General features: G+C 38.0%; 15 protein-coding genes. All 15 read left to right on the top strand.

Annotated features, from left to right (window positions below):
- Nucleotides 1-21 precede the first annotated feature (21 nt).
- On the top strand, nucleotides 22-339 hold the full coding sequence (locus RM539_RS09425; protein WP_311503137.1) for a GIY-YIG nuclease family protein: 318 nt from the start codon (nucleotides 22-24) through the stop codon (nucleotides 337-339).
- Nucleotides 260-1,729 carry a glycosyltransferase family protein gene (locus RM539_RS09420; protein ID WP_311503160.1) on the top strand — a complete coding sequence of 490 codons (1,470 nt, stop codon included), beginning with the start codon at nucleotides 260-262 and terminating at the stop codon, nucleotides 1,727-1,729. Before RM539_RS09425 ends, RM539_RS09420 begins: the two co-directional genes overlap by 80 nt.
- A 1-nt stretch (nucleotide 1,730) precedes the next feature.
- The gene (locus RM539_RS09415) at nucleotides 1,731-2,618 is read left to right on the top strand and encodes a glycosyltransferase family 2 protein (protein ID WP_311503136.1); all 888 of its coding nucleotides are present in this window, start codon (nucleotides 1,731-1,733) and stop codon (nucleotides 2,616-2,618) included.
- On the top strand, nucleotides 2,618-3,616 hold the full coding sequence (locus RM539_RS09410) for an N-acetylneuraminate synthase family protein (protein WP_311503135.1): 999 nt from the start codon (nucleotides 2,618-2,620) through the stop codon (nucleotides 3,614-3,616). Before RM539_RS09415 ends, RM539_RS09410 begins: the two co-directional genes overlap by 1 nt.
- Nucleotides 3,617-3,962: 346 nt before the next feature.
- On the top strand, nucleotides 3,963-4,604 hold the full coding sequence (locus RM539_RS09405; RefSeq protein ID WP_311503134.1) for a class I SAM-dependent methyltransferase: 642 nt from the start codon (nucleotides 3,963-3,965) through the stop codon (nucleotides 4,602-4,604).
- Nucleotides 4,601-5,767 (top strand): UDP-N-acetylglucosamine 2-epimerase, encoded by a 1,167-nt coding sequence (gene neuC / locus RM539_RS09400; protein WP_432264618.1) that lies wholly within the window; start codon nucleotides 4,601-4,603, stop codon nucleotides 5,765-5,767. Before RM539_RS09405 ends, neuC begins: the two co-directional genes overlap by 4 nt.
- The gene (locus tag RM539_RS09395) at nucleotides 5,767-6,462 is read left to right on the top strand and encodes an acylneuraminate cytidylyltransferase family protein (protein WP_311503133.1); all 696 of its coding nucleotides are present in this window, start codon (nucleotides 5,767-5,769) and stop codon (nucleotides 6,460-6,462) included. The genes neuC and RM539_RS09395 overlap by 1 nt, the downstream gene beginning before the upstream one ends.
- The gene (locus RM539_RS09390; RefSeq protein ID WP_311503132.1) at nucleotides 6,459-7,400 is read left to right on the top strand and encodes an NAD(P)-dependent oxidoreductase; all 942 of its coding nucleotides are present in this window, start codon (nucleotides 6,459-6,461) and stop codon (nucleotides 7,398-7,400) included. Before RM539_RS09395 ends, RM539_RS09390 begins: the two co-directional genes overlap by 4 nt.
- A 46-nt stretch (nucleotides 7,401-7,446) precedes the next feature.
- Nucleotides 7,447-8,880, top strand: coding sequence for a hypothetical protein (locus RM539_RS09385; protein ID WP_311503131.1), 1,434 nt, complete (start codon nucleotides 7,447-7,449; stop codon nucleotides 8,878-8,880).
- Nucleotides 8,877-9,950: a glycosyltransferase family 4 protein gene (locus tag RM539_RS09380; protein ID WP_311503130.1), complete on the top strand. Its 1,074-nt coding sequence runs from the start codon at nucleotides 8,877-8,879 to the stop codon at nucleotides 9,948-9,950. The genes RM539_RS09385 and RM539_RS09380 overlap by 4 nt, the downstream gene beginning before the upstream one ends.
- Entirely contained in the window at nucleotides 9,941-11,080 is a 1,140-nt protein-coding gene (locus RM539_RS09375) for a glycosyltransferase family 4 protein (protein WP_311503129.1), read from the top strand. Before RM539_RS09380 ends, RM539_RS09375 begins: the two co-directional genes overlap by 10 nt.
- Nucleotides 11,081-11,356: 276 nt before the next feature.
- A complete protein-coding gene (locus tag RM539_RS09370) occupies nucleotides 11,357-12,922 on the top strand; it encodes a glycosyltransferase family 2 protein (RefSeq protein WP_311503128.1) in 1,566 nt (521 codons plus the stop codon).
- Between the two features lie 71 nt (nucleotides 12,923-12,993).
- Nucleotides 12,994-13,992 carry a glycosyltransferase family 2 protein gene (locus RM539_RS09365; protein WP_311503127.1) on the top strand — a complete coding sequence of 333 codons (999 nt, stop codon included), beginning with the start codon at nucleotides 12,994-12,996 and terminating at the stop codon, nucleotides 13,990-13,992.
- On the top strand, nucleotides 13,993-14,988 hold the full coding sequence (locus tag RM539_RS09360) for a glucosamine inositolphosphorylceramide transferase family protein (protein WP_311503126.1): 996 nt from the start codon (nucleotides 13,993-13,995) through the stop codon (nucleotides 14,986-14,988). It abuts the gene before it with no gap.
- Between the two features lie 7 nt (nucleotides 14,989-14,995).
- Nucleotides 14,996-16,120, top strand: coding sequence for a glycosyltransferase family 4 protein (locus RM539_RS09355; protein ID WP_311503125.1), 1,125 nt, complete (start codon nucleotides 14,996-14,998; stop codon nucleotides 16,118-16,120).
- Nucleotides 16,121-16,167: the final 47 nt, after the last annotated feature.

The raw sequence follows: 16,167 nt of genomic DNA, 5'->3' as shown, positions 1-16,167 counted from the left end.
AATAATAACTTACCTTTAAGAATGAAGTTTTTCTTTGTCTATATTGTTCAATGTTCTGATGATTCCTTTTACACCGGAGTGACCTCAAATCTTGAAAAAAGATTATATCAACATAATTCCGGGTATTACCAAAATGCGTATACATTTACAAGGAGACCAGTAGTACTAAAATGGTTTGAGCAATTCACAGATCCGTACCAGGCATTTAAAGTAGAAAAGCAGTTGAAGGGCTGGAGTAGAAGAAAGAAAATAGCACTGATTGAAGACAATTGGGAAAAATTGGTGTGCTATTCAAAGAACTACACAGAATACGGTAAGTCCTCCCAAGGTTCATCCTAAGTTTTTCCGTGGTCCCATTGCGTTTGCCCGTCCCACTGAGTTTTGTTGTCCCACCGAGTTTGCCTGTCCCACTGAGCTTGTCGAAGTGGGGTTCGAATTCAGCGAAATTTATATCTTTACCGTAAACCCAAAGCTGTTGAAACCTACTTCTCAAAAGAAAATACTTGTCGTTGCCGAATCCATTGATGTGGAAGACAGCAGTGGGTCTAAAGCCAATGTGGCACTTATTCTAAATTTAAAGAAAGCGGGATTTGAGGTAAAAGTCTATCACTATACAAGAAAAGAGATTGATCTTCCGGGAGTGCAGTGCATAGCTATAAAAGAGAAAAAGTGGAATTCCCTTTTTCTGCTGAGTCGGGTACAGCGAAAAATTCAACACGGGTTTAAAGTTAATCTTGCCAAACGTTTAGAACCTGTATTCGGATTTTCATTTACTTTTTTTAATGATGTAAGGAGTATTGCCGAAGCTTTGAGAAAGGAGAAGAAATTTAAACCTGATATTGTTCTGACTTTAAGTAAAGGTGCCAGTTTCCGCCCGCATTATGCGATGCTTCAGGTTCCGGAATTGCAAAATAAATGGATGGCTTATATTCATGATCCATATCCGTTTCACTATTATCCCGAACCTTATAACTGGAGCGAGCCGGGATATCAAAAGAAAATTAAGTTTTTTCAGGAGCTTTCAGAAAAATGTAAATGGGTGGCCTTTCCCAGCCTGTTGTTAAAAGACTGGATGAAGTCTAAATTTCCGAAATTTGAAGGAAAAGAGGTAATTCTTCCACATCAGCTTATCGAAAAGGAAAATCCAGCCGAACTACCGGATTTCTTTAATTCTGAAAAATTTACACTTCTGCATGCAGGAAATTTGATGAAGCAGAGGCCTCCTTTTCACCTGATAAATGCATTTCAAAAATTCCTGGAAAAAGTACCGGAGGCACAAAAAAATGCAGAATTACTATTGATTGGCCAGGCTTCTTATCATCGGGAAAAACTTCAGAAAAAAGCGAATAAGATTCCCCAACTAAGAATAAATGATTACCTGCATTATGAAACTGCCCTGGCTTTGCAGAAAAACGTTTCTGTAAATATAATTCTGGAAGCCAAAACAGAAATGAGTCCGTTTTTACCGGGAAAATTTCCACATTGCATAGCCGCTGAAAAGCCTATATTGCTTTTAGGGCCATCAAAAAGTGAATCACTAAGGTTACTGGGGGAAGGATATCCATATTGGGCTGAAGTGGAAGATGAGAAAAAGATAGAGAAGCATCTAGAAGATTTATACAGGAGATGGCTAGAAAATGCCAGAGATTTAACGATGAAAAGAGAAGATCTCAAAAGCTATCTTTCAGCAGGTTATTTAAAGGCCGAAATTGAAAAACTGTTTGTCTAACATGGAAGCATCCATTCTTATAGTTTCCAGGAACCGCAGAACTGAACTTTCCAGGACATTAAAGATCCTGCATAGATATGTAGATGAGGAGGTTCATGAAATACGGGTTTTTCTCGATGGTTGCACAGATGATTCAGAGAGTTTAAAGCAGGAATTTCCGGAAGTCCACTGGATGTATTCAGAAAAAAGACTTGGGGCATCCAGGGCACGAAATGTTTTGTATAAAACCGCCAGGGGAAATTTATTATTTGGTTTTGACGATGATGCACACCCATTACAGTCTGATTTTATTAAAAGATCGGAAAAATTGTTTAAAGAATATCCTAAACTTGCGATTATCGGGTTTAAGGAAATAAAAGGAAACTGGAGCTCTGATAATGATATCCCACTGGAATTAATTAAGGTGCAGCCGGATTTTCTGGTGAACGATTTTGTGGGTTGTGGTTTTGTAATAAAAAAAAGTATATATGATGAAACCCGGGGATTTCCCGCATGGATCGATATATACGGGGAGGAATGGTGTGTGGCATTGGAGGTACTTGAAAAAGGTTATAATATTCTTTATACTTATAGCATTCAGGTAAATCACCGGATCGAAAAGACCAAAAGAGGAAAGGAAGCGAATTATTTCCGCTTCGGAAAGCAATTGAAGAATACCTCTTATTTTTATATGGTGTATTATCCTTTTCCCCTGTTCCTAAAGAAGATTTTCAGACTATATATTCTTAATTTTAAAAAGTATGGACTGAAAGATCGGAAGTTTTTTCAAAAATTCTGGGTCACTATGTTTGAAAATGTTTTAAATCTCAGAAAGATTTGGAAAGAAAGAAACCCGGTTCATCCAAATACACTGGCTACTTTTAATAACCTTTCAAAACCCCTTTATTAATGGCTTTTTTAATTGCAGAAGTAGGTCAGGCGCACGATGGGAGTTTAGGTCTTGCTCTAAGTTATATTGATGCTTTGGCCGAAACAGGAGTGGATGCTGTAAAGTTTCAGGTGCACATTGCCGATGCAGAGAGCAGTATCCATGAGCCATTCAGGGTGAAGTTTTCGCAACAGGATAAATCCCGGTTTAACTATTGGAAGCGGATGGGATTTTCTCTGGATCAATGGAAACTGATTAAAACAAGATGTAATGAAAGAGGGGTGGAGTTTTTGGCTTCCCCTTTTAGCAATGCAGCGGTAGACCTTTTGGAAGAAGTTGGAGTGAAGCAGTATAAAATAGGGTCGGGGGAAGTGAATAATTTCCTTTTGCTGGAAAAAATTGCTAGAACAGGAAAACCCATTATTCTATCTTCGGGAATGAGTTCATTTTCTGAACTGGATAAAACGGTGGAATTTCTTAAAAGACGAGAAATAGAGTTTTCTATTTTACAGTGTACTACGGCTTATCCAACCAGTCCGGAGAATTATGGTTTAAACGTGATGGGGGAATTAAAAGACCGCTATAATGTGGCCGTGGGCTATTCCGATCATTCCGCAGGAATTGAAACCTGTATTGCAGCGACGGCTCTCGGAGCAGAGATCCTGGAGTTTCATGCGGTTTTTGACAGGAGGAGTTTTGGTCCTGATGCAAAATCGTCGTTAGAAATAGATGAGATAAGTCAGTTGGTGAAATCTGTCCGAAACATTGCTCTAGCTCAGGAAAATCCTGGGAATAAAGAAGATAATTCTGCGTTTAAAGACTTAAAAAATATCTTTGAGAAATCTTTAGCAGTAAATAAAGATCTCTCTGTGGGGCATATACTGAAGTTTAATGATCTGGAGGCGAAAAAGCCTAAGGGCTTCGGCATTCCTGCTTCAGAATTTGAAAAGGTCATTGGGAAGGAGTTAAAACAGAGTTTAAAGCAGTGGGATTTTTTAAAGGGGGAGAATTTGGGGTAAAGTGTCTCCATGCGAACTGTCATTGGGAGTCCGCCCCAGGGGGCCGTGGCAATCTGTTGTGGATTACCTTCTAACATGATCTTGAATTTTCACAACAGATTGCAGCACTACGTTTCACTCCGCTCGCAATGGCGGTAAAACATGATTGGAACCGTCATTGCGAGGCCGCCAGGCCGACGCAATCTCATCAGGCATCCACTGCACATGATGGTGACTCACCGATAATAAATTTGCTGCGCTGCCTGCAATGATGCTTTTGCTATGATCTTTTCGAAGTCCTGCGCATTGACCAATGTTATTCTATTGAATTTTCTTTATTTTAGCCTCAATAACTTCCCTAATGATTATGAATCTTAAACAATTCGCCCATTCTGAGTATAAGCAGTATTGTAAAGCTGAGGGAAGTCAACATATTGTAAGTGAATTTGCACTTTTCCACATTCTGAACCTTGTGAAAAAATACGGGTTTAAAAGGATCTTAGAAGTTGGTGTGGGGATAGGAACTATTTCCGGGTCTTTAATTAAATTTTCAAAAGAAAAGGGGTTTGATATAGAATTCATAGGGACTGAAGCAAATGATTTTTGTCTAAGTCAGATACCTAAGAACTTAGGAGAGAATTTTTCTAAAATGAATTTATATCCTGAAGTTTCAGCATTATCTTCAAAGAAAAAATATGATTTGATTATTGTTGATGGAAGTGAGCAAAATCTGAAAGAAATCAAACGAAAAATGGTTCCCGGGGGAATAGTTGTAATTGAAGGGGATAGAAAAGATCAGGTAGAAATAATTAAGCAGATTTTTCCTAAATTGAAATATGCGCATTTGATTTCATTAAATAAGAATGGGGAATATTCAGTAAAAAAATCTGGTGACTTTCAGGGTGGTCTTAAGGTAATATTTACATCACCAACAGGGAAGCAATTCCTGCATTGGATAAGAATAAGAGCAAGTACTGCTGCAAGATTTCAAATAAGAAAATTTCTATGACGAATGTGTTTATACGTAAAATCTGCGTAGTAGTTACCGCTCGCCCCTCTTACAGTCGGATCAAAACTGCACTTACTGCTATAAAAAATCATCCGAAGCTGGAACTACAGTTAGTGATTGCCGGTTCTGCTTTACTGGATCGTTATGGAAATGCGGTGGATTTTATTGAAAGGGACGGCTTTTCTATTGCAGCAAAAGTTTTTATGGTGCTGGAAGGGGAGAATCCTACCACTATGGCTAAAACAACCGGAATTGGGGTGATGGAACTCACCAATGTTTTTTACAATTTACAACCGGATGCGGTCATCACAATTGCCGATAGATTTGAAACCATTGCTACTTCCATCGCAGCAGCTTATCAGAACATTCCGTTGGTACACGTACAGGGAGGGGAAGTTACCGGCAGTATAGATGAAAAAGTGCGGCATTCAAATACAAAACTGGCAGATCTGCACCTGGTTTGTACTGAAGATGCACGCCAACGGGTAATAAAGCTTGGCGAAGACCCTGAAAAGGTTATCAATACCGGATGTCCTTCAATAGATCTTGCGAGAGAAGTGGAAGAAAATCCGGACCTTGATTTTAATCCCATTAAAAAATATGGAGGAGTAGGTGCCGAATTGAACTGGAAAGAAGGTTATGTTGTGGTAATGCAGCACCCTGTTACTACAGAATATAAAGAAGCTAAGAAACATATTCAGGAAACACTTAGAGCCATTAAAGCTTTAGGTTATCCTGCCTTCTGGTTCTGGCCCAATGTAGACGCGGGATCTGATGGAACTTCAAACGGAATCCGTGCATTTCGGGAGTTAGAGCAGCCAAAAAATATTCATTTTTTCAAGAATATGGAGCCTATGGATTTTCTGAAGCTCTTGAAAAATTCAAAAGTTTTGGTAGGGAATTCCAGTGCCGGACTCAGGGAATGTGCCTACCTGGGTGTTCCGGTGGTGAATATCGGAAATCGTCAGCACAGAAGGAGCCGTGCCGAGAATGTTACTGACGTAACTTATAAAGAAGAAGAAATACTTAAAGTAACAAAGTCGGCTATTGAACAACAGCATTTTAAAAGTTCCGGACTTTACGGAAGCGGAAATTCCGGCGAAAAAATTGCAGAGATCTTAGCTGAAGCTGAACTGACTTTTAGCAAAACGATTACGTACTAGTGAGGGTTTTAGGAATCATACCTGCCAGGGGAGGAAGCAAAGGAGTTCCGGGAAAAAATATTCTTGAATTTGGCGGGAAACCTTTAATTGCTTACGCAATCGAAACCGGACAAAAGAGTAAGCTGCTTACTGAACTGGTGGTGAATACAGAAGATGAAGAAATAAGCAGGGTTTCCGAAGAATATCAGTGCAGGGTAATAAAACGCCCTGAGAAATTAGCTTCAGATACTTCCAATGTCGTAGACACTGTTCTAAATACCCTTCAGGAATTTGAGGACGAAAATACGTTTTTTGATGCTGTAATGTTGCTTCAACCTACAGCACCTTTACGAACAGCAAAGGACGTGGATAATGCAATTGAAATTTTACAATCTGAAGATACAGATGCAGTGATAAGTATGGTGTCTGTAGGAGATAATCATCCCGCCAGGATGTACAGAATAGAAGGCAGGGAAGCTAAATGTGAGATGCCCGAATTCGAAACCACCAGAAGACAGGATCTGCCTAAGAGATACATTAGGAACGGATGTATTTATTTGATGAAAACTGATATCCTTAAAAAGGAGAAAACTTTTATGCCGAAATCAAAAGCTATTTATAAGATGGATGCGGAATGGGCAGTAAATATTGATACTGAAATGGATGTTCTTATTCTGCATGCCCTGATTGAGAAATGGAATAACCTGAACCAATGAAAGTTTTAATAACAGAGCCTTTAGATTTTGGAGAAGAGAACCTAGAATTGCTTCGGGGGATATCGGAGGTCTTAAAAGGACCATTTTCAAGAACTGAATTGTTGAAAGCTGTCGAAGAAGCAGATGTTCTGATGATCCGACTGGGGCATGTTATTGATAAAGAAATTATTGAAAAAGCCAATAAGCTAAGGTTCATTCTGACTCCTACCACCGGATTGAATCATGTAGATGTTAACGCCGCTGAAGAAAAAGGAATTAAAGTAATTTCCTTAAGAGGTGAAACTGAATTTCTGGCGGGCATTCCTTCTACAGCCGAGCATACATGGGCTTTACTCTTATCTTTACTGCGGAAAATTCCGGCGGCTCATAATCATGTTACGAATGGATACTGGGAAAGGGATTACTTTAAGGCACATAATCTTTATCATTATAAACTTGGGATTCTAGGCTTCGGAAGAGTTGGAAAGCAGATTTCAGAATATGCCAGAGTATTTAAAATGCCGTTTGTATTTTATGATAAAGATTACAACCTGAAAAATCATCCTAACGCTGTGGAAGACCTGGAGCGATTTATGTCAGAAATAGATGTCCTTTCTATTCATATTCCCCTGAATCAGGAAAACACCAGATTCTTAAATGAAACAAATCTTAAATACCTGAAATCCACTGCATACATTGTAAATACTTCCAGGGGAGAAGTAATTGATGAAACTGTTTTGGCTGATATGCTAATTCAAAAGAAAATCTCCGGTTTGGCTACAGACGTATTAGATTCAGAGAATTCTGCAGAAGCGCGTGGGAACAATCCTTTAATAAAAGCAGCAAAACATTTGGACAATGTAATCATTACTCCTCATATTGCAGGTGCAACTTATGAATCCATGTGGAGAACGGAAGAGTTTGTGATTAGAAAGTTTCGCAGAATATCGAAAGCATAATCTCTTTTCCTGTTTAAATTCTTATTTTAAAGCTTCATAGAATAATATGCAGGTCAATACTTCAGTGAAAAAATCGCAAAATACTCTGGGACTGGTAATAGTTGACGGTGTGGGTTATCGGAATTTTATTCTAAGTGATTTTATTACGCAAAGCTTAGACACTTTCGATGAGGTGGTTATTTTTTCTGGATTACCATCTGAATCTTTTGAGATGCAGGAGCAGGTAAATGTAAAGATCGTTGAACTTCCCGTTTTTAAGGAATCGGGTGAAACCTGGTTTTGGCGTAAATTAAAAGAGGTAGCTCATATGCAGCTTCATAAAAATAAATTTGCAGGCATAAATTATAATCTTCAGAAAAATTTTCCTGTTACAAAATCAAAACGTGCTTTAATCACCAAAATAATATTTAGGCTAACCTCTAAATTTCATTCAGAAAAATGGATAAGAAGGTTTTATAAAAACCAGGTAAGCTCATTAAAAAATGCTGAGGTTCATCAATTATACAGGGATTTACTTAAGAAAGAAAAACCTGATCTTTTATTCTTCACTCACCAAAGGCCACCTTATCTCGCACCACTTGATTATAGTGCGAAGAAATTAGGAATTAAAACCTGCTCTTTTATCTTCAGTTGGGACAATTTACCTTCAAAAGGAAGAATGGCAGCGCCTTTCGATTCCTTCCTGGTCTGGAGTAATTTGATGAAGAAAGAACTGCATTATTTTTATCCTGAAACGAAAAATCAACCGGTTGAGGTAGTAGGCACTCCCCAATTTGAACCCTACGTTCTGGATAGATATAGGTCTTCTAAAGCCGATTTTTACCAAAAATTTGACTTAAATCCTTCATTTAAGACTATTTGTTATAGTTGTGGTGACGCTTCCACCAGTAAAAATGATCCATTTTATATAAAAACCATAGCCCAATTTATTGTACAGGAAAAATTGGCAAAAGAGGTAAATTTTCTGGTACGGACTTCTCCTGCTGAAGATGGCTCAAGGTTTAAAGATTTGGTGGAAAAATTTTCTTTTATTAAATGGAATTATCCGAAATGGGAATTAACCCGTGAAAATCATCCGGAACCCTGGTCCCAAAGGGTGCCCCTTGCAGAAGATCTTATGGATTTAAGATCACTGCTGGAAAATTGTGATTTGAATATTAATATGTGCTCCACGATGAGTCTTGATTTTATGTTATTTGACAAACCTGTAATAAATCCCACCTTCGGAACAGGAGAAAATTATCTTTATGATGATCAGAAATATTTGCTATACAGCCATTATGAGAGAGTGGTAAAAAGCGGGGCAGTAGCAATTGTAAAGAATGTTGACGAGCTGCTTCGGGAAATTAACTTCAGCTTAAATAATCCTCAAGCCCGTCTTCAGGAACAAAAGGAGTTACTTAAAATACAAATTGGAAAGCCGCTGAAAGGAACCAGTCAGAGAATTGCTAAAACTTTAAAAGAATTTTCAGAAGCTTGAGCAATAGGAAGCAAATAGCGGTAATTTGCAACTACGAGCTTAAACCAGACCGGATTGGGGGAATGGACAGGTTCTTTGTAGCTTATGACGATGCCTGTAAAGAAAAGGGTTTTCAGGTAGACTGGTTCTTTAGTAATTGCACACTTCATAATTTTTTTACTAATTTGACTGTTTATGCTTCTGAAGAAATTTCTGCAGAAGATCAGTTCCTGAGTAAAACAACAGGATCAAAATATAACATTGTAGTCACCCATTTCCTGGCACTCTGCACTTCGTTCTATAAAAAGCTGAAAGAAAGAAGTCAGCCTTATGTTATTGCAGTAGATCATAATCCGCGTCCGTTACACGGTTTTCCGTTGAAAAAACGGGTAAAGAATAAACTTAAAGGCAGACTCTATTCTCAGTATATCGACTGTTTTGTTGGGGTATCCCAGTATACTGCCGACTATATCCTTCAGGATTACGGCGGCTATCTTCGGAAAAAAACAAAAGTTGTTTATAATGGAATTGATACTTCTGTTTATCTCAAGAGAACGACAAAAAAATGGGGAAAGTTCATTGTGGCTTCCCATTTAAGGGAATCAAAAGGAATCCAGGATCTAATTGAAGCTGTGAATTTACTTTCTGAAGAAAAAAAGAAGCTGCTGAAAATTGACATTTTCGGGGTGGGTCCCCTGGAAACCCGACTAAAAGAAATTGTGAGAGAATATAAACTGGAGCCGCAATTTAATTTTAAAGGCAGTACTTCAAATTTACCGGAGTTGTTGCAAAATTATTCATTTTTACTGCAACCTACTTACATGGAATGTTTTAGTTTGTCTATTTTGGAAAGTCTTGCCGCAAACGTCCCGGTAATTACCACTCCCGTGGGAGGAAACCCGGAAATAATTACAAATGGAAAGAACGGTTTTCTTTTTCCGGCAGGGAATATTGCAGCGCTGAGTGAACTACTTGAAACAATACTGGATGGTGAGTTAAATATTTCCGGGGATGTGAGCAGATTAATAGAAGATCAATACAACCTGAAAAAGATGGTGGATGAACATATAAATCTGTTGCCATGCATATAGGTTTCCTCACGCCGGAATATCCGAATCCCCAATCCACAGCTTCCGGTGGTTTAGGAACCAGTATTAAAAACCTCGCTTCTTCGCTTGTTGCAAAAAACATAAAAGTCAGCGTTTTTATCTACGGACAAAAGCAAGACCTGATATTTAAGGAGAATGGGATCAGTTTTTATTTTATTAAACAGAAAAAGTACCGCTTCCTGGGCTGGTACCTTTACAGGAAATATGTTCAGAAAGTTCTTAATGTTAAGATTCAAAAAGAAAAAATAGATCTTATTGAAGCACCTGACTGGACGGGGATTACTGCTTTTATAAAGCTTTGCTGTCCGTTAATTATTCGGATGCACGGTACTGACGCTTATTTTTGTGAGCTGGAAGGAAGAAAACAGAAGTATAGAAACCGGCTTTTTGAAAAGATGGCTTTAAAATCTGCAGATGCGCTTGTTTCCGTGAGTACTTTTACTGCGGAAAAGACAAAAGAAATTTTTAAGCTTAAGCAGGCAATCACAGTTATTCCGAATAGCATTGAAACAGCAAAATTCACTCCTTCAAAAAAAACTGTTGTAAGAAACCGACTGCTTTATTTTGGGACGATAATACGGAAGAAAGGAGTGCTGGAGCTGGCTTTTATTTTCAATGAAATCGTCAAAAGCAATCCGGAAGCCGAGCTTTGGATGATAGGAAAAGATGTGTTGGATATTTTTGAGAAGAAGTCAACCTTAGAACTTTTTCAGGAAAAACTGAGTCTGCAGGCAAAGCAACGATTAAGATATTTTCCTGAAGTCAGTTACTCAGAAATTAGAAAACAGCTCGCTGAAGCAGCGATGATCGTACTACCGAGTTTTGCTGAAGCCCTGCCTATGACCTGGCTGGAAGCAATGGCCATGGAGAAGGCTATGGTAACGTCTAATATAGGCTGGGCAAAGGAAGTGATGATTAACAACAAGACCGGCTTTACCGAAAATCCTAAAAATCATAAAGCCTACGCTGAAAAAATAATAAAACTATTACAAGATCCGGAACTTGCACAACAAATGGGAAAAGCTGCAAGGGAACAAGTTCTTAAAAAATTTTCTACGGAAATTGTGGTGAAGCAGAATATTGATTTTTATACGAGGATAGTAGAGAATTAATCGTGGGATCCAGTCATTGCGAGGCCGAAAGTCCTACGCAATCTTACGAGGCATCCTCCAAACATGATGTAACTCCCTCCACAACAGATTGCTTCGCTGCGTTCACTCCGCTCGCAATGGCGTTGAAAGCACCATTGGAACCGCCATTGCGAAGGAGCCTTAAAGGCGACTGACGCAATCCCATGAAACTCGCTCCTCACAGCCCGAATTAATCTCCAAAGGCTAGTTCAAAACATATTTGGAATTTATACTACATTTGTTCAAAGTCAATTCTCCTTGAAAATTCTCATTCATCAAAAAGCACAAATTCCTATAAAAGTAATTTCTTCAGATGCTGAAGAAGTAGCGTTAACCAATACTACCTGTCCTGGCGCCTTATGGGAATTAGCAGAAAGATTTCCTAATGAAATTATTGGCTGGTGCGAAGAAGAATTATATAAGAATGTAAAGCTAGAGAATTGGAATAGAACTTTCCAGCATAACTTAATGATGGCTTCCTATGCTGTAAAAACAATTTTTCTGCCTGAAAGTATAGGTTATGTAGATCAATTGCCTTTTGTGAATGTGAACCGGAAGGTAAAATATCCTACCTGGCAAATGAGCAGCGACTTGGGGGGTATTAAGGGCAAAGTATTGCTGAAGTTTAAAAGATTGTTTAAGGATATTTCCGGCCTCGGCTACCTTTTAAATTCCATTGCTAAAACAGGGCAACAAAACGGTCTTTTTTGCTATAGCGATCCCGCTCTTACCACTGAAGGGACAAGTAATAAACCTGTTTCACAGGCTTCACAGTCGGAATTGTTTTCATTTATTCAGCAACATTATACCGGCTTCTGGACTTCGGTTTTGTTGTGGTGCTTATGGAAGTACGAAAATAAATTGCCTGTTTTGGCTTATTTCCTGGCTTTTTTTAAGAAAAACATTTTTAGGGAAGAGGTAGAGCTTTCGGAGTTTAAATATGAATTAACCTGGGGCAGCAATAATGCTTCCGTAGATGTAATCATTCCCACTTTGGGCAGGAAAAATTATCTTGAACAGGTGCTGGAAGATTTGAAAGTACAAAGCTTAAAACCACAACATGTTATAATTATTGAACAGGATCCTGAAAAAAATTCTGAGTCTCAGCTTAAAGAAATTATTAGTAAAGATTGGCCTTTTTCAATTATCCATCATTTTACACATAAAACCGGGGCCTGTAATGCCCGCAATATTGCTTTACAAAAAGTGCAAAGCGAATGGGTGTTTTTTGCTGATGATGATATCCGCCTGCCATCAGATCTCCTGAAAAATGTTTTGGAAGAAGCATCAAAATATCAAATCTCAGCTGTTAATTTAAATTGTAAACAGCCTGGTGAAGAAACTGTATTTGGAAAAATTAAACAATGGGGCAGTTTTGGTGCGGGTACGAGCGTGGTTAAAAAAGCTTTTGCCAAAAAATGCCGTTTTTCAGAAGTCTTTGAATTTGGATTTGGAGAAGATGCCGATTTCGGAATGCAGCTGCGCAAGCACGGTTGCGATATAATTTATCATCCTGAACTTCAAATCATCCATTTAAAAGCTCCTTCAGGAGGTTTTAGGAATAAGAAGGTTGTTCACTGGGAGCATGGTGAGATGTTGCCCAAACCATCTCCCACTTTAATGGCTTATGCCTTTAAACATTATACCCCGCAACAAATAAAGGGTTACAAAGTTTCATTATTTTTAAAATACTATAATCGGCAACCGGAAAAGAATCCCTGGAAATATTTCAGGCAAATGCAAAAAAGGTGGAAGTTAAGTGAAGAATGGGCAGAGGAATTATTAAAGAGCAATGGTTCTTTACACTCATCTCTCAATTCATAAAATCTTCTTACTGCCTTTATTGGTTTTTATATATTTGTTCTGCCTTTACCCCAAATTTCTTAGAAACCAGGATGAAATTTTCTTTAATAATATGTACCTATCACAGGCCACAGCCTTTGCTGAAGCTTTTAAAGTCTGTTGCGGAACAAAATCTTTATCCTGATCAAATCCTCATTATCGACGGTTCCCATAACAATGACACCGCTAATGCACTTGAAAAAGAATCCTTTTTAAAGCTGAAATATTTTAAAGTTACTGAGGAAAATCGTGGGCTTACAAAACAGCGTAACTTTGGAATAAAAAGAGTTGCCGCATCTTCTGAAATTGTTTGTTTTCTCGATGATGATATTGTGCTGACTCCTTCTTATTTTAAAAATCTTCTAAATACGTACACCGCTTTTCCTGATGCTGTGGGAGTGGGAGGTTATATTATTGATGAGGTTGAGTGGAATAAATCTGATAATGAAGATTCACATTATCATGAATTTGAAATTGATGGTTGGAAAAGAAAACTTGGGAGCCGGAATGTGTTAAGGAAAAAATTAAATTTACTTAGTACCAAGCCTCCCGGTTATATGCCGGCAGAAGGTAATGGATTTTCAACCGGCTTTTTACCTCCTTCCGAAGAAAATTATTCTGTGGAATTTTTTATGGGAGGAGTGGCTTCTTATAGAACTTCATTGTTTGAGAAAATATCATTTTCAGAATATTTTCAGGGTTACGGACTTTATGAAGATATGGATTTTTGTCTCAGGGCTTCTAAAGTGGGACAACTCTATGTTAATACAAATGCTAAACTTTATCATTATCACGAAGAGGGAGGAAGGCCAAATAAGTTCAGGTATGGCAAGATGGTGGTTCGAAATGGCTGGTATGTTTGGCGTGTAAAATATCATCATCCGACGCTAAATGCGAAAATTAAATGGCACGCAACGGCATGGCTGCTCACATTAATCAGGTTGGGGAATGGATTTACTACTTCAGAAAAAAAATCGGCATTTACAGAGAGTGTGGGGAGAATATGGGGATGGTTGAGCTTACTTTGGAATACGCCGAATGTGCATAGATAAATGAGGAGAAAATTTTTTACATATTTGGGGATTTTTCTTCTGGTGGGAATTTTCATGTTGTTGATATTGAATTTTAAATATCCGTTCATAAACTCTGTGGTAGGCAAATGGTCTGTAGGATATTCTTTTAATGATGAGGTGCTTGAAAAGCCAGTTCTGGATCCTGATAATATTATTTCATATCCCGAAGTGGATAGTATTTTGGATGAACCAGGTCATTATATTGCTGATCCTTTTTTTATAATGGAAAAGGATACTTTTTACCTTTTTGTTGAGCTAAAAGGAAAAAAAGATGCTGACATTGCACTTTTTACTTCTCCTGATGGTGAAGATTACCAGTATAAAGGCGTTGTGTTGGATGAGCCTTTTCATCTTTCTTTTCCGCAGGTCTTTAAGCACAAAGATGAATTTTATATGTTTCCGGAAACTAATCAATGCGATAATGTGATTCTGTATAAGTCCGCTGATTTTCCTTATAAATGGCAAAAAATCGATACCCTTATAAAAAACCGAAAATTAAAAGATCCAGCTACTCTGCTTTCCGAAGATTTGAACCTGATTGTGGCCGTAGATGAGCATATGCAACAGTATATGTTTACAGCCGATTCCTTAAGCGGGGCGTGGAATAAAGCAGAAGATTATACAGGTCGGCTTGGAAATGAAACCCGACCGGGGGGGAGATTTTTCGAATTTAATGGCAATCATTATTTGCCAATTCAGGACCGGAGGTATGGTTATGGTTCGGCAATTTCAATTTTCAGATTAGCTAATAAGGATAATCATCTGGAATTAATCCGTGAAGAAAGGGAGTATCTTGGTCCGAAGGAAAATATAAAGTGGTTTAACCGTGGAATGCATCAGATTGATATTCAGAAGGTAAATGAAAATTATTACATGGTTTATGATGGTGATTATAATAAAAATGGCGAAACTTATTTCCAGTATAAGCGTACTTTAAAGTTTATATATTCAGATTTTTATAATTTGTTTCATTAAGGACAGCATGAAATTCGGAATTATCACTTACATATTGCATAAGGAAGGGATAGATGGAAAGTTTTATTCCTATAGTCCTTATATTTCTGAAATGAATATCTGGATGAAGCTGGCCGATGAAACATTAATTGCAGCTCCAAAAGTTTCCGGCACTGCGTCTGCTATTGAAACTGCTTATTCTGAAGCTGGCATAGATTTTTATCAAATTCCGACACTTAATTTTACCAGTCTGGGCAACAGCTTCAAATCACTTTTGAAAATGTCTTCCGTAATTTTGGGAATTTTAAAAGTAATGCGGAAAGCAGATCATATTCATTTAAGGTGCCCCGGAAACATCAGCTTAATAGGTTGTTTTCTACAGATTTTTTTTCCGAAGAAGCCGAAAACGGTAAAATACGCCGGCAACTGGGATCCAAAAGCGGTGCAGCCATGGAGCTATAAACTTCAGAAGAAAATCCTGGGTAACACTTTTATTAGCCGTAATGTGAAGGTTTTGGTCTATGGAAAATGGCCCAACCAGTCGGCCAATATTGTGCCTTTTTTTACCGCCTCCTTTTCAGAATTGGAAAAGGAAAGGATTAATTTAATAAAGGAATTTCAGCCTCCTTTTCAATTTCTATTTGTGGGAAGCCTTGTTGAAGGAAAAAGACCTGGATATGTTGTAGAGCTTATAGAAGCACTCCACAATAAAGGAATTAAGATAAAACTAGATATTTTTGGAGACGGCCCGCTAAAAAATGACTTACAGAAGTACATAAGCCTACAGAATCTGGAGCATGTTATAAGCATAAGAGGCAGTGTTGAAATTTCAGAATTAAAACATGCCTATAAAAAAGCACATTTCGTAATACTTCCTTCCAAAAGCGAAGGCTGGCCTAAAGCAGTGGCCGAAGCTATGTTTTTTGGTTGTATTCCTATTGCAACCCCGGTTTCCTGTGTTCCCTGGATGCTTGATAATGGAAACAGGGGAATTTTAATTGGAGAAGAACTTAAACCTGCTCTGGCTGAAATAAGAAATTATCTTGAAGATGGGGAAAGGTTAGAGGCCGTTTCAAAAGCTGCGATGCAGTGGTCTCAACAATATACTTTAGAAAAACTTGAAACCGAATTAAAAAATGTTTTGGAAGGGTAGGGGCAAAATTATTTTTAAACCAAACACCAAACACCAAACACCAAACA

This window comes from Autumnicola musiva (genome assembly GCF_031846585.1).
GTDB classification, from domain to species: Bacteria; Bacteroidota; Bacteroidia; order Flavobacteriales; family Flavobacteriaceae; genus Autumnicola; species Autumnicola musiva.
This window is presented reverse-complemented; position numbering and strand designations above follow the sequence as displayed.